At 38.1% G+C, this 16,526-nt stretch carries 7 protein-coding genes and 1 pseudogene; 5 read left to right on the top strand and 3 right to left on the bottom strand.

The features are described from left to right. Positions 1-357: 357 nt before the first annotated feature. The 4 genes from acs (at position 358) to ACFILO_RS03205 (ending at position 5,113) form a co-directional block, all read left to right on the top strand. Positions 358-2,301 (top strand): acetate--CoA ligase, encoded by a 1,944-nt coding sequence (acs, locus tag ACFILO_RS03220; protein WP_375677817.1) that lies wholly within the window; start codon positions 358-360, stop codon positions 2,299-2,301. 533 nt (positions 2,302-2,834) lie between these two features. Then, positions 2,835-3,494, top strand: coding sequence for a cell division ATP-binding protein FtsE (gene ftsE / locus ACFILO_RS03215; RefSeq protein ID WP_273723097.1), 660 nt, complete (start codon positions 2,835-2,837; stop codon positions 3,492-3,494). Then, complete coding sequence (locus tag ACFILO_RS03210; RefSeq protein WP_375613168.1) at positions 3,487-4,440, top strand: cell division protein FtsX; 954 nt, start codon at positions 3,487-3,489, stop codon at positions 4,438-4,440. Before ftsE ends, ACFILO_RS03210 begins: the two co-directional genes overlap by 8 nt. A gap of 4 nt (positions 4,441-4,444) precedes the next feature. Then, entirely contained in the window at positions 4,445-5,113 is a 669-nt protein-coding gene (locus tag ACFILO_RS03205; RefSeq protein ID WP_375677816.1) for a YdcF family protein, read from the top strand. A gap of 1,339 nt (positions 5,114-6,452) precedes the next feature. On the opposite strand, the gene ACFILO_RS03200 is transcribed toward ACFILO_RS03205, so the two are convergent. Beyond that, complete coding sequence (locus ACFILO_RS03200) at positions 6,453-11,405, bottom strand: DEAD/DEAH box helicase (RefSeq protein WP_375677815.1); 4,953 nt, start codon at positions 11,403-11,405, stop codon at positions 6,453-6,455. Positions 11,406-12,136: 731 nt separating this feature from the next. On the opposite strand from ACFILO_RS03200, the pseudogene ACFILO_RS03195 reads away from it, so the two are divergent. Further along, a pseudogene (locus tag ACFILO_RS03195) lies at positions 12,137-12,321 on the top strand (integrase); the annotation flags it as partial. 2,659 nt (positions 12,322-14,980) lie between these two features. Here ACFILO_RS03195 and ACFILO_RS03190 read toward each other — a convergent pair. Further along, complete coding sequence (locus ACFILO_RS03190) at positions 14,981-15,760, bottom strand: hypothetical protein (RefSeq protein ID WP_375677814.1); 780 nt, start codon at positions 15,758-15,760, stop codon at positions 14,981-14,983. A gap of 94 nt (positions 15,761-15,854) precedes the next feature. After that, on the bottom strand, positions 15,855-16,526 hold a 672-nt coding region (locus tag ACFILO_RS03185; RefSeq protein WP_375677813.1), incomplete at its 5' end, for a hypothetical protein.

Raw genomic sequence — 16,526 nt, 5'->3', positions numbered from 1 at the left:
GGGAAGATTTTCTAAAAAAATCATTATTAATAAACTGTATATTCTTTCTTATGAGTCTTTTATTTAACGATGTTGGTTTATATCAAATTTTGAGAAATATTTTATAATAGACATTTTTAAAATGTCTTAGTGTGTTTATAAAAAGCTCTATACCGCAATAGGTTTTGCTATATTTGAGTATCCTAAAAACATAGAATACCTTCTTTAATATCATCACATCAGATTTAAAAATTGACTATTCTAATCTTTGTCATTTAGTCTAACCTCACAATGAAAAGCTTTTGGGAAAACTCTGCTACAAATATAACCATACAAAAATACAGCGGCAGATTTTCAAAACAATAAAAAGAGGGAAGCATGACTGAAAAAATCTATCCAGTATCAGAAGAGATCAAAAAAAATACTTTGCTCGACGAGGAAACTTATCAACAGTGGTATCGAGAAAGCATCGATGATCCAGAAAGCTTCTGGGCAAAACATGGTCAACGCATTGAATGGTTTAAACCTTTTACAAAAGTAAAAAACACTTCTTTTAACGGAGATGTCTCCATTCAATGGTACGAAGATGGGATAACAAATGTTACCTATAATTGCATTGATCGCCACCTGAAAACCCATGGAGACAAAATCGCGCTCATTTGGGAAGGAGATAATCCTTATCATGATAAAAAAATAACCTATAACGAGCTTTATGAACATGTTTGTCGTTTTGCTAATCTTTTGAAAAGTCGTGGCATTAAGAAAGGCGATAAAGTAACCATTTATCTTCCTATGATTCCCGAAGCAGCCTATGCTATGCTTGCTTGTGCTCGCATTGGAGCCATTCATTCGGTTATTTTTGCAGGCTTTTCTGCTGAAGCAATAGCAGGACGCCTTGTTGACTGTGAATCAACCTTTATGATTACCGCTGATCACGGCTTGCGTGGCGGCAAACGGATCAACTTAAAAGACAATGTTGATCATGCTATTGAGATAGCAGCACGCCAAAACGTGCATGTGGACCAAGTCATGGTTATACGGCGGACTTGTGGACCCATTCAATGGGTAGAGGGGCGTGATTTTTGGTACCACGAAGAGATAGCTCATGCCAAAACAGCTTGTCCAGCAGAACCCATGAATGCTGAAGATCCGCTTTTTATTCTTTATACTTCAGGCTCCACCGGCAAACCTAAAGGTGTTTTGCATACCACAGCAGGCTATCTTGTTTTTGCCTCGATGACTCACCAATATGTTTTTGATTACCACCCCGATGAAGTTTACTGGTGTACGGCTGATATTGGTTGGATAACCGGCCATTCTTACTTGGTTTATGGACCTTTATGTAATGGTGCGACCACTTTAATGTTTGAAGGCACACCAACCTTTCCTGACAAAGGCAGATTCTGGGAAATTGTCGACAAGCATCAAGTCAATACACTCTACACCGCACCAACAGCTATCCGCGCCTTAATGGGAGCAGGAAATTCGTTTGTTGAACACTCAGACAGAACATCGTTGCGTCTTTTAGGCACAGTAGGCGAACCTATTAACCCAGAAGCATGGGAATGGTTTTATCATACAGTTGGAAATGACCGTTGTCCGATTCTCGATACATGGTGGCAAACGGAAACAGGAGGGCATATGATCACACCCTTGCCCGGTGCAACCCCCCTCAAAGCAGGATCGGCCACACGTCCTTTCTTTGGTGTTCAACCCCAAATTGTTGATGCCCAAGGTAATGTTTTAGAAGGTGAAGCAGAAGGCAATCTTTGTATCAGTGATTCATGGCCCGGACAAATGCGCACACTTTATAAAGATCATGAACGCTTTATTCAAACTTATTTTTCCTCCTATAAAGGAAAATATTTTTCAGGCGATAGCTGTAGGCGCGATAGCGACGGTTATTATTGGATCACAGGACGGGTTGATGACATTCTCAATGTCTCGGGGCACAGGTTAGGAACCGCTGAAATTGAATCAGCTCTTGTTTCTCATCCCGCTGTATCAGAAGCAGCTATTGTGGGTTACCCGCATCCCATTAAAGGACAAGGAATTTATAGTTTTGTGACTCTCATGGAAGGAACAGCGCCAAGTGAAGAATTGCAAAAAGACCTTATCAAGCATGTGAGACAAGAAATAGGCTCTATTGCCATATTGGATAAAATTCAGTTTGCTCCGCAGCTTCCCAAAACGCGATCAGGGAAAATTATGAGACGTATTTTACGAAAAATCGCTGAAAACGATTTTGATACTCTCGGAGATATTTCAACTCTTGCCGAACCACAAGTTGTTGAAGATCTGATTGCCAACCGACAAAACTAAAAAACACGACGAAATACAACATACGGTGGTTTTTGTTTTTTGCTAAAATTATCTCAGCATTATTACGAAAACCACCGAGGATAATAAAAAACAAAACAATTCATGAAAAGCTCAATCATTCTAACAACAAACGCTTTTCTTCATGAGAGGTAAGAAATAATTTAAGCCAAAACCTCAGGATTGGGATACGAACAAGAATAAGAAAGTAAGATAAAAAGAGCAACATAGCTTTTTAAAATCACCCAATGTCCACTCAGTGCAAAAAAAGCTTCTGAGTAAGAAGGAAAAATAGTTCTGATGTTTATGCTAGAATCCCTTTGAAATTCCTGCTAAAATCATAAATAAGGCTAAAAAAAGAAAGTATAAGTGATAATATTCTTGAGCAAAAATATTTATCTATAACGAGGGTGTATAAAAAATATTGAAAACCATGAAATCTAAAATAAACAAGCTTACAACAAAAATCTAAAGCAATGAAAGTAAGAGTTTTTAGAATAAATGATGCAATATAAAATCAGGAGTAATAATAAAAAGTGATTCATTTTGAAAATGTCGGCCTACGCTATGGAATGGGCCCTGAGGTCCTTCGTGATATTAGCTTTCATATTCCTCCTGGATCATTTCAATTTCTCACAGGTGCCTCTGGAGCAGGGAAAACGTCGCTGATGCGTCTTATGTTTTTGGCACTCAAACCCACCCGCGGTCATATTGATCTCTTTGGAACAGACACAGCATTACTCAAACGACAAGAGCTCCCTGCGCTGCGACAACGTATCGGGGTGGTTTTTCAAGATTTTCGTTTACTCGACCACATGACCACTTATGAAAATGTCTCCTTACCTTTACGCATTAAAGGACAAGAAGAAGCAACCTATCGCAGTGAAGTGGAAGATCTTCTCTGTTGGGTAGGTCTTGGAGATCATATTCATGTTTTACCACCGGTTCTTTCCGGTGGGGAAAAACAAAGGGTAGCCATTGCACGCGCACTCATTGATCAACCTGAAATTCTACTTGCCGATGAACCCACCGGAAATGTCGATCCGCCCTTGGCAAAACGCCTCCTCCGTTTGTTTATTGAATTAAACCGTTTTGGAACGGCTGTTATCATTGCCACCCATGATATTGCCTTAATGGAACAAGTTGCAGCACGGCGTATGCTTCTCCATAACGGACGGATGACGATTCATGAATAAATCTTTCCCCATTTTTACAAGCAATAAAAAAAATACAACAGCGATTATTCCCAGTGGTAATATTTCTGGAAAAGCATTAGTTGCCGTGATTGCTATTATGACATTTCTTTCAAGCCTCACCTTAATCGGTGTTGATTTGGTCCAACGTGCCGCCCAAAATTGGAGTAATCAGATTAGCTATGAAGCAACAATACAAATACGCCCCATTGACAATGTTGATATCAACAAAGCACTCCGTGATGCCGTACAATTGGTTAAAACATTTTCTGGTGTACAAGATGCAAAAATTGTTGACCAAAAAGCTACAGAAAAGTTACTGGAGCCATGGCTTGGAACAGGCTTCAATGTCAATGAACTACCCCTTCCCCGCCTCATCATTGTGACCCTGAATGGGGATGAAAAAATCAATTTTGCAGCCATTAATCACGCCATTAAAACCCAAATTCCAGGAGGTCAATTTGATGATCACCGTGTTTGGGTTCATCGTTTTGCGACCATGGCACACACCACTGTTTTCATTGGTTTTTCAATTTTAGCATTGGTTTTAGGCTCTCTTATCCTCACCATCATTTTTGCCACCCGCAATGCATTGGCAGAAAATACACATATTATCAATGTCTTATATTTCCTTGGTACTGAAACTCTTTTCATTGCTCGCCAATTTGACTGGCATTTTTTTAAAACTGCGCTGCGTGGTGCTTTATATGGTGGTCTCACAAGCATATTTCTATTTTCAGCCTTTTGTCTCTGGACGAATTATAACTTGGGAAGAGTAGAAGCTAGCCAAGTAACAGCTTTGTTTGGACATCTTTCCATAAGTTCCATCCCCTACGGAAAAATCATTTTTCTTATTATTTTCGTTTCTTTTCTTACCACCCTTACAAACCGCATGACTATTTTAGCGCAACTGAAAAAAATTGATCAATGTGAAAACGGTTTATTTTAATTTTATGACTTACAATACTTTCAACTCATTGACGCAAAACAATTTAGAACGTCCTCTTCCAAAACGGACCCACTATAATAATTGGTCTCCCTGCTTTTTATTTCGCTATTTTCCACCGACAACCCTTACTCTTTCAATCATTGTTTTAATTTTCTGGGGCGGTTTTATTATTTTTTCTGAAAAAACTGAACGACTTTCTCCCCCAACACCTCTCCCCAAAGCGGATGCCATTATCGTGCTTACAGGCGGAGAAAACCGAATAGAGACAGGACTTAATCTCTTACAAAGGGGGTTTGGTTCACGTCTCCTCATCAGTGGCGTAAACACCACAACCAATCTGAAAAGTCTCATGCACAACATGCATATTACCCCACGGCTTATCTCCTGTTGTATTGACATCGGACATCAAGCGATTAACACCAGAGGAAATGCTAAAGAAAGCGCCGATTGGATCAAAAAACACCACTATAAAACCCTTTATATCGTCACCCATGATTACCATGTGTGGCGCTCAATGCGAGAACTTAAATATTTAATGCCTGATATCCATTTCATTGCCTATCCTGTTAAAAAGAACAATGCTGAAAGTGCAATACAACAGATCAATCAAATCCGCATTCTTATATTCCAATATATTAAAACGCTCCAAGTCTATATCAGAACCGCATTCTAATCTTTATCCTTCTGACTTTTTAAAAACCTTGCCATCTTCTGACCTCTTCATACCTTTCTTTCATACCCTTCCACACGAGTTGCCTCTATAAAAACTCGACAGAGCTTACCCTCATACAACGCAGAACATCCCAATGCACGTGTCACTGTATTTGCACGTTCACCCAAAACATCTCTTACATCCCAAACATATCTCACAGCGCGGATCTGTACATGCCATCCCAATATTATAAGCTCTTGTAAATAGAGTCCCCAGACAACTATAAGATCTCCCGACTTATTATAGGAGATCTATTGACACCACCCTCTTTACCCTTCATAAAAAATGCAAACCGCCTCACCCTATATTTTGCCACCTCCCAAGTATTACGATAGCTCTTAAACCTCTTGGGATGATTGGTAAGAGGCATGCATTACGCCTTTCTTAAACACGAACATACCAACCTCGTATGACATGCAAAGAAGTAATTTTAATAGATTTAAAATGAGAAAATTTATAATACTTAGATTTCTCATTCAACAGAGAGAATGTTAAACTATCATTATAAGTCAATATATTAGTAACAATCTCTTATTCTAAAAAGCATCTTCATAAGAGCATTTTAGATCACAGATAGAAATAAGCTCAAAACGCACACCGCGACAAATACCCTACGTTTTTTATCGCAATCTTTTTTGAAATCATTTCGCTCTCTAAGATCACCTTTTGTCTGGTTTCCTCTCCCAAAAAGAACGAAAACTTTTAAACTCTATTGATCTGTAAACAATAATAACTCAGCTTCTTGTCTAACGCGTTCCACCTGCTCACTTCAATATCAGAACACCTCAAAAGACAGATTTCATGAGAATTGTCATTTCCTCTCAACATCTCAAAAGGCGACGATTCTTATTAGCAACGATTTGTAAACAATCCACTTTCTCTGGACAGGTTCCACTCAGCTTCCCCATTTATATGGTTTACTCACATAAAGCTCGACAAGAAAACCCTGCCTGAGAATATTCATCACTACCGCTAAAGCTCATGCGTCATAATTTTAGCGACCTCACTGCCTAAGGTGCTTTATCACATACAATATATTGATTTATAATGAAATTTATTACGCTTCAACTTGAATGAGAGCTCTCAATATCATCAGATTCTCTCATTTCAAATCTGTTCTCTATTGAATCAATCAAAACCATTTTCTTGCACATCACAAAGGAAGAGAGCCTGCGCAGCGTAAAACTGTACAAGAAAGACATGCCTCTTATGGACGTGTCTCAAGTGCCAAGGGCTGTCGCAATACCCACGAGCTGACAAGGTGTGTGATAGTGCCAGTTTGTTACGACACAGCGCTATTTTACCGCACAATGGATAATTTAACCTTTTCAGTTTCTCTCACTTCCAATTTTGGCAGGTTGCGCACAATTTTCATTGTTTCCAAGCTTACAGTAATAACCCGCTGAAACAATTCCAATGGATAAGCTGGATTACCCACCGTTTCAACAGCATAGCGATTGGCATCATTCACAATCCCACTCGCTTTATCCGTTTTGACAACCTGCCGCTCCATAACCCATTCAAGAGCAGGCCTGCCATTGATCACATACTCATAAGCTTCAAGAGGAATATTCTGCATCGTGATATTCGCATTATAAATCACTGTGCTTTTATCAATAGCACCACGCTTACCAGCAAATTTCATCGCTTCAACACGATAGAAACTCTTCTCATCAGAAATCACCCAAGTTCTTGGATCTCCCTGTTTATAGGTAACGGGATAGGGTTCAATCTCTTCATAATTCATATGCAAATCACCAAGCTTGCGCCCCGCTGTAACAAAAGCCCAAAAATCCTCTACCTTTTTAACTGTTGGAATACGCGGCAATTGTTTAGATAAATTATGCGCATAACGAGCACGATAATCTTCAGAATGCAAAATCCCGTAAACATAATAAAACAAATCATCCTTTGTTATCATTTCACCAGGATAAGCTGCCTTAAAATAAGCCAACCCTTCATCCGTAAGAGCATCACGCCGCTCTAAACCAGTTTCTTTACTTTCCTCTGCAAAATTTGCAAACAAATGAACCTGATCCCCCTCCTTATTTTTCAAGGACACAGCATCTTCATAAACATACCGTGGAAAACATTGACCAGTATCCATTGCATGAAGATTAGATAAATTCTTAGTCATCAGAACAGAAAAGCCACTGCTTGCTCCAATTCCCGTAACTTGTATCACCTTATTTTCAGCCGCTTGTTCCAGAGGAAAAATACGTGGCATTTGTAAAACTCTATGGTTAAAAACACGATTGTAATAGAGCCACTGTTGTGTAAAAGGACGATAAAGGCTCTGGGTAATATACGTATCTTTAAATTTAAAAGCTTTCCCCCTTATTAATTCTTCTTTAAGGCTACTACTCCAACTAATCTTTCTAGAATCTGTATTGACAAAATCGTTCACAGCATTTGCACGTGCTTTGCGATCAGAATGTAGATACGCAGCATTAAAACGCTCTACTTCACTGTTATAAAAAGCAATCATATTGCTCATATTCTTTGCTAAAGCTTCACGACTTGAGTTATATGTCCAAGCATCACGACTAGTTTGTATACCGCCAGAAAAATTTTCAAAGAGCCTTTTATCACTGCCTTTCTTGTCACCTAAGGCTAGAAATTTTTCAAAATCATTATTGCGCTGATTCAGCCAATCGCCATGCTCATCAGGTGTAATCATCTGCCAGCTGTGTTCACGTGTGATACCACCAATACTCCCCAACCTCTGAAGTTCACGGAGCTTTTCTTTTGCTGTGAGATAATCTCCAATATCACGAAAATATATTTTCCCATGCTGTTGTGCATCCGGATTTTTAACCAAAATGGAAATCGCAATAGGTGCGCGAGACCCAGAACCAAAAATCTTTCCCCCCTCCTTTCGAGAGAGTTCTCCAGAAGTTCGTTGATTCCCCCGCAAATGGAAAATATAAAGGTTGCTAAATTCCTCGATTAAACATTTTCGTAAACCATCCGTAGAGTAACTACTGATAAAACCTGCATTTGTCACAAAACCAATAACACCACAGTCTTTTATACGGTCACTTGCCCAACGAATGGCACGAATATAACTGTCATAAAGTCCATTAACATTGCTTGCTTTAGATTGAGCGGCATAGGTTTCACGAATGCGACGATCCAATTTAGGATAGCCAATATTCTGCGCATTGTCGTTTTCACTTTTTTGTCCAGAAGAATAAGGGGGGTTGCCAACAATAACACGAATATCCAGTTCCTTCTGGTGCGCCCGACGTGTACTGTTATCCACCAGCAAATCACTGATCAGGTCTTTTTCTTGCTCATAAAGCTGGAATGTATCGGTTAAACAAATTCCCTCAAACGGAACATAATCGCCCCCCATCAGACCATGATAGGTCGTCTCAATATTAATGGCTGCAATATAATAGGCTAAAAGCACGATTTCATTGGCATGAATTTCACGACAAAATTTGTGTTTCACTTCTTCTGGCTTTATCAGACCCGATTGTAAAAGCCGCGTGATAAAAGTACCCGTTCCAGTAAAAGGATCCATGATGTGCACACCCGGTGAGCCAAGCGTTTGCCCAAATTCTTGCTCTAAGACATCATTGACAGAGTGCAAAATAAAATCCACAACCTCGACGGGGGTATAAACAATGCCTAGTTTTTCTACAGTGCGTGGAAAAGCATAACGAAAAAACTTATCATAAAGCTCTACAATCAACCTCTGTTTTGCTTTTGGATCCGTAATGCCACTGGCTCGTAATTTTACACTTGCGTAAAATTTTTCCAGATCTTTGGATTCCTTATCAAGATTTGCCTCATCAAGCACATCAAGCATACGCTGCATAGCACGCGAGACAGGATTCTCACGTGTGAACTGATAGCCTTCAAACAACACCTGAAAGACAGGACGCGTGATAATATGCTGTGCCAACATCTCAATCGCATCAGCTTCTGTAACAGCATCATTTAAGTCATCACGCAGTTCTGCCACAAACCTGTCAAAGGCTTGACGCGCCTCAGTATTTGGCTCTGCCAGAATGCCTGTTAAGCGCGTGATATGATTCTTAGCAATTTCAGCAATATTGCTCGCCCAATCCTCCCAATAATCACGTGTCCCACATTTCTTAACGATCTTTGCCAAAATCGCACGAGAAAGTTCATCTACGAAGAAAGAAAACTCCTCGTTTACCTGCTCTGTAAGAAAGCAATCATGCTCCAGACTTCCAATTCCCGCTCGTGCAGGCTGTGAGCGAACCGGAAGATTGTCTACAACAGCCGTAACAGCCTGTAACTCAGTGCTCTGCGTGACACCAATAATCTCAATCACATTGCTGATATCTTGCCCGAGGGATGCCTTATTAATCGTCGCATCAAAACGATCATCATGCGCACGCAAAGCATTTAAAATTTGCCAGATAACCCGATATTTATCATTGTTGTTCAAAGCCTGTTCCACTGGAGTATCAGGAGGAATACCAATTGGCAAAATGACATATCCCATCTTTTTACCTTCAGAGCGACGCATCACCCGCCCAACCGCTTGCACAACATCAATCTGGCTTTTGCGTGGATTTAAAAACATGATCGCATCAAGAGCCGGAACATCCACCCCCTCAGACAAACACCGAGCATTGGTCAAAATACGACAAACATCATCCCCACTATCAGCTTTCAACCAGTCAAGTAATGCACCACGATCCTTCGCATTGAAAGTGCCATCAACATGCTCAATTTCACACTTCAGAAAATGCTCATTTTCTGTATCCTCTTTTGTATAATCAAGATATTCTCTAACAACCGCAGAAAACTCATCACGCACAAGTTCAGAACTTTTAATAGTTTTACAAAACGCTAAAGCACGATGCATAGGATATAAATCCGTACCAACATCAGCCTTCATATTTTGTTTTGTCAAAGCCTTATAACAGCCAATAATCTTTGTTGCATCATCAAGAATAAGCTCAGAATCGCTATCACTAAGGCGCTTCTGAACAGCGGAACTGACCAATTTTTCGTCCATTGCTAAGACAATAACCTTATAATCTGTTAAAAGATCATTTTGTACTGCCCATGAAAAACCCCGATAAAAAAGTGTTTTACCAAAAAGCTTTTCATCATCCATAGAAGCAAGAACAGCATTAACTTCATTCGCGCGACTTTTTGCGTTATCACCAAAAATACGTGGTGTCGCTGTCATATAAAGGCGTTTCTTGGCGCAAATAACATCATTAGAATGCACCTTAACAAAATTGGATTCATCCTCGCCCACCAGCGTTGCCCCTGTTGTACGGTGCGCTTCATCACAAATGATAAGATCAAATGTTGGCAAACCATAGTTTTTCTGAGCATCAGCAATCACCTGAATAGATTGATAGGTTGCAAACACCACGGTCATCTTATCTGCAACACTCTTCGCCACCTGTTCTGCAAGTTTAGCAGCATCGGTTGTCGCCGGAAAAGCAAGATCAAACACATCAATTTCAGCAACATCATCACTATTTTTACGACGCTTTCCCACTTGTGTATCGGAACAAACAGCAAAAGATGTCAATCCGATTCCTGCATCCGTTGTCCATTCACGCACCGTCTGTGACATCAGTGCCAAGGAAGGAACAAGAAACAAAACAAACTTGCCTTCACCCGCCAAATCCTCAGCAATTTTAAGACTGGTAAATGTCTTACCAGTACCACAAGCCATAATAAGCTTCCCCCGATCTGCTTGAGCAAGCCCAGCACGCACATCACGCAATGCTTCCAATTGATGTGGACGCAACTTCTTTTTATCCTCCAAAACAACTTTGCCCTGGGCTGCAAAAGTTTCCCAACGGATCGGACTTTGTTGTATATCGGAAAGATTAATCCGTATAACAGGAATATCCTGCCCCCGTATCATTGTTTCAGCGTTATCACTCCAAGTACTTTCAGTACTATCTATAATAACACGCCGCTTGAATGGAGCTTTCCCTGATGCCGAAATAAAACTATCAATATCTGCTTTTTTAATTCGATAGGCTGCATCATAAAATTTACATTGTATTGCCGCAAAACCCCCTCCATCACGAATCTTTGCCACAAGATCGATACCAGTATCATGACCATTCCAAGCATTTTCATGAGCCCAATCTTTAAAGGTTTGAACCTTCTCATAACACCCAGACTGAAGAGGATCATGTGTCAGATAAGCAAGAGCAAAACGCTCAAAATATGTACCTTTATCTCGTTCGGTACGCGCTTCATCACGATAGCTCTGTAAAAGCGATTGCAGCGTCATGCTTTTCTCTCTATTAAAAACATCTTCAATTATCGAATCTAGACCTATTCATTAATGCCTCTTGTTCTACCCAAAAAACTTAAAAAAAGCTTAAAATTGCTTGATTTTAAGATATTTCTTCTATGCTTAATTAAATCAACAAGAGAGAATCTTTTGATCTTTTTGAGTATCCCCCAAATCATATGATGCATTTATTGATGTCTATATCCCTATGGAAATAAACGGTAAGGCGTGATGATTTTGAAAATATTTTTTGCCTTTTGTTAAGAATACACAATAAAGTGCGCAATAATTTTAGGATTTAGCTTAAGAATGAGAGGAGGAAATGGATAGGACACCTGCGAACACACAAGATACCAAGGAAGAAACTCCACACACAAAACAGCGCATTTTACGAACGATCATGCATATAATTTCACTATAAATACGCAAAATATTAGTTGTGATATTCAAAATATTGATTTTTGAATATTTTTTTGTCTTTTGTTCTTTCGTAGATTAATTATTCGCTTCTTATACTTTATAGCGGGTGGTTTTAGAATTCTTTTTTATATGTACAATATATTGATTTATAATGATAATATAGCGTCATTCATATTAAATTAGAACTCTGAATAACGTAAGATTTTCTCATTTCAAATCTGTTTATCTTGAATCAATCAAAACCACCCGCTTGCACATCACAAGCGGGATGAGTGTGTGGAGAAAAACTGTACAAGAAATGACTAAAAATGGCTCTTATGAACCGTCTTAATGCAAGGTCTATCAGCAACACCCACGAGCTGGCAAATATAATGATGGTGCCGGCTTATTACTTCATAAGCGTAAAGATGGAGGTGCTCAATAGATTTACCATGAACAGCGTCGCAAAATAGGCTTGGATACCTTGAGAAATGTTTCTTTAAAACAAGAGTGTTAATGTGCAACACAATGGCGCTCCGTATCGAACTTGTAGCAGGAGGAAGAATACCATACCAACTAGACATACCATTGCTCATCACTAGCGGCCATTATGTTCTTTAGCAGCATAATTGCAGCTTGGTATTACGATGTTCTCTTACTTCATCTCACATCTGCTGAATATGAGCTTATTCTTTTTCAATAAATGAAAGCCCCTTTCATTCATACATCATTCAAAATAAAAAGCTATCCGCCTCTCAAACTTTTTGTCTTCCTCACCAAACTCATGAAATCAAACCCGCATCTCATGATATTAGTTCTTAAGATCACGCCCCCTACCGAGTATCTGACGGCATCCTTACCCTAGAAACTCAAATGGCTTGTTTATCCTTCAGCTCCAAAATCATGAGATAAGGCAGAAAAAAGCGATGCCTTAAACAAAATATTCTAAAGAAAGCTAAGTTACTCGCATAAAGGAACAGAAAATGGCTGTGTCTTAGGTCACATTTTAAAACTTGAGCACGATCATAATTTATTTGCATAAACCTAAACACCTATAATTTGCACCACCTTCTGCAAAACTAAAAGTGAGAAATCCTCATAACCTCTTTTCCGAAAATCTTAAAAAGACTAAACGAAACCTCTTAAACTGCTCAACTATCTCGATACCAGTTCATTTTTTTGGAAGAACGGAGGTTTAAGCTGTTTTTGGCATCAACCTTCTTTTTTGTTCTTTTGTTTGTTAGCAGATATACTATTCACTTCCCCCGCCTCTTTTTAGGTTAAATCTTAAGAATCGTCGCGCAGTATATTTCATTTGTCCTCCTCTTCACATCTCAGAAGACGAGAATTTTTAACAAAATTCAGTCTGCAAGCAATCTCATTCTAACGGGTTCTATTTAATTTCTCCTTAATAGGATTTACTTCCATAAGACTCGACAAGAAAGATTTAAAATATTCATCATGCATTCTCAAAACATTTAATGCCTCAAGAAGGCTTATATGCCTACCATATCTCACATGATGGGGTGCCCTATAAAACGTTCACCTCTAGTGGTACACTCCACTTAATGAACAAAGCGTTTTCTAAAATAGAGCAGCAAATAATGCTAAACTTTTTCCATTCATGTTTCGCTTCATAAATGCTTCATCCAAGTGAATTCGGTATCATATCAAAAAATACAATAAAGTCAATAGTTTGTGTGCAATTATTTTATATGAATCCACTCAAGAATCCATCTTTTTATGCATGATTCATTTGACCATTTTTTATATAAGATTGCCATGTATGAATAGACCATAAAAAGCAAATCATAATGTAAATATTATAACGCATGTAAACGTTCATATGAAATGAAAAGCAGTTATCATTCATAACAGTTCATAAATTTTATGATACGTTTTTATCACAGCACAAATCGCATACGTTTAAAGATCCCATCTTGTTTTAAAGATTGGATTGTTAATCACATGATAAAAACATAAAATTACAGTTCTCAAAATTAGAAGCGTAAAATAGAGAGCTGTCATAACAGCATCATCATAACAGCGAACATTTTAAAGATTGCATAAAAGGATTAAGGACAAGATCGCTTTTAAAACGCTGTCTAAAAGTTTAAAAAACGGTAAAGAGGTCTTTTATATCTTATGAAATCAAAAGCCTTTTAATGAATAGATTGCAGGCTAGTTTTGAAGAACGGAACTATTCGCTTCCATAAAAAAATGGAGGCAAATAATGCCATGGCAGTAGAATAACTATCTACTTTAGATTTGGTACTAAAAACGTTTTAAAAGTTATAGTTTAAAAATACGAAACCAAATGAGCTCTTTCCAAATTTGGGGGCAGCTATTAAGACAAAGATAAGCAGGTAAAATTCAAAATTGTTATAACATCACAAGGCATGGGATTTTTCTAAATTTTTAGATAAGAGCTATAATGTTTAAAGTTTGCTAGCCAAATATAGAGCAATTAATTTGCAAAGAAGTTATGTTTGAGTACAAAATAAAAAGATGCTTATGAGAACCTCTCTAAATGAACATTTAAACGTTTGAAAATAAAATGAGATTTTTATAAGAAACGTTTGAAACTGATGTTTAATAACAGTTTTTAAAGCCTTTCGTTTGATAAAAGCGGTTATTTATTTGTCTTATGAGAGATTGTTTTGAAAACCAATACTCGTAAATGTAAAAAACGAGTTTTGTTAAAGCTAACAAGCGTTTTGATTTTATAGAATGCGTTATTTGAATTCACTCAGCTCGATTTTGAGCTTAGTATATTGAAACGTTTTAAAAGAAGCATTTTGATCATGGGCTTTGTTTTAAATAAATCTCTTTAAGATAAAGACATTATGATTGATATATTTAATGGCGACAAAAAGCATTTATAGGCTCTCCCATTCAAAAGAGTGATTAAAGATCATACGCATCATTTACATTCCTTTTGATAAGTTTTCATATCTCAATAGAGCGCTTGCAATATAATACGTTTTGTATATATGCATTCATTACTCCATTGTGGATGATTATTTTTCTATCATTATAATCGTTATTTGAAAGCCGCGTCATATCACTTGACACGGCTTTCTTTTATGAATGCTCTCTTTTATGATATGTATATTAAGCAATTATCTTATAATGCGTTTATAGCCATCAAGAAGGCACCCCCATGTCTCTTTTTATTCTGTTTTATCAGTTATATTGACAACATTATCCCTTTCATACACCTCACAATTTTTTGGAACCAACCTTACTTTGCTTTTTTTATTGATTTTTGCATTGCCATAAGCACGCCCCCAGATCGTTGCACAATATGAGATTTTAGCATTGCCATAAACAGAGCCATAAATCTCACAAGAGCCACTCACACAAGCATTCCCATAAACCTTGCCATAAATCTTTGCACGACCATTAATAACAGCATAATTATAAATTTTTGCATGGCTATAAATACAAGCCAAGCCAGAAACCTTGGCATGACCATAAACGCGTGCATAACTAAAAACCGTAGCATCATAAGAAACATGCGCATGATCATAAATATGAGCATCAGCAAGAATGCGGGCACTACCATTCACATGAGCATTACCATAAATATTGCCATAAACATGAGCATTGCCATAGACAAAAGCATGGTCATAAACTTTAGCATATTGAGAGATAAAAGCTTTTCCATAGACCTCAGCATTGCCATAAACTTGACCACAGACTTGCGAATAATGCCGTATTTTTGCATCATCATACACTCTTGCATGACCATAGACACAAGCCTCATCATAGACCCAGCAATTACCATCATGGGATAGGTTAACTTCCTTTTCAATAAAGCCGCCTAAAGACCCCGCCTGTACATCATCAAAATCTTTTAAAGCTTTAATGCGATAAAGATTTATAATATTTCGAGTAAGAGCATGTTTGATTTTTTTGATTTCACTGGTTAATTCGTATTTTTTGCACATAGAGATACCCTCACAATTTAATGTGATAAACATTTGATAAAATTTGGAATGGGAAAATTTGAAAGAGGGGCGCCCCCGCCGCGCCCGCGCGTCTTTACGCAGCGTTATTTTCAATAATCTTTACAACGGTATCGTTTTCATAAATTTCACAATCTTCAGGAATTCCATATGCATAATAAAAGTTTTGTTTGACATATGAATAACCATCTCTTTTTAACCTTGCATTGCCATGTACCAAACCTCTAATGGTGTGATAACCAGTCACTTTTGCATTCCCATAAACAGAACCATAGACCTTAACATACCCATCCACGCTAGCATTGCCATAAACCTTGCCATAAATTTTTGAAGAGCTACTTACAACAGCATGATCATAAACCTCAGCTTTGCTATAAATGCGTGCACTTCCTGTTAATTTTGCATTCCCATAAACCCTTGCATATTGATAAACCCACACCTTATCAGAAAGATGCGCATTATCATAAACATGAGCTCCAAAATACACGCGGGTTTTATCATATACATGCGCATTGCTATAAACAAAACCACCAATGGCAGCATTGCCATATACCCTTGCATTTTCATAAACACGACCAGATTTTACAACACAAGCATTATCATAAACCCAGCAATTGCCATCATGAGAAAGGTTATCTTCCTTTTCAATAAAGCCCCCTAAAGTACCTGCTTTAACATCAGCAAAGTCTTTTAATGCTTTAATGCGATAAAGGGTATGATTATTAATTACACGCGTTTCATTTGTGAG

Source organism: Bartonella sp. AP72JLCBS (genome assembly GCF_042195705.1).
Taxonomy (GTDB): Bacteria; Pseudomonadota; Alphaproteobacteria; order Rhizobiales; family Rhizobiaceae; genus Bartonella.
Note: the sequence above shows the minus strand (reverse complement) of the source record. Positions and strands in the feature narration are given on the sequence as shown.

What these genes read in the sequence shown, in the direction of transcription:
- acs (WP_375677817.1), top strand. Translation starts at nt 358, where the DNA reads ATGACTGAAAAAATCTATCCAGTATCAGAAGAGATCAAAAAAAATACT.
- ACFILO_RS03210 (WP_375613168.1), top strand. Translation starts at nt 3,487, where the DNA reads ATGAATAAATCTTTCCCCATTTTTACAAGCAATAAAAAAAATACAACA.
- ACFILO_RS03205 (WP_375677816.1), top strand. Translation starts at nt 4,445, where the DNA reads ATGACTTACAATACTTTCAACTCATTGACGCAAAACAATTTAGAACGT.
- ACFILO_RS03200 (WP_375677815.1), bottom strand. Translation starts at nt 11,405, where the DNA reads ATGACGCTGCAATCGCTTTTACAGAGCTATCGTGATGAAGCGCGTACC.
- ACFILO_RS03190 (WP_375677814.1), bottom strand. Translation starts at nt 15,760, where the DNA reads ATGTGCAAAAAATACGAATTAACCAGTGAAATCAAAAAAATCAAACAT.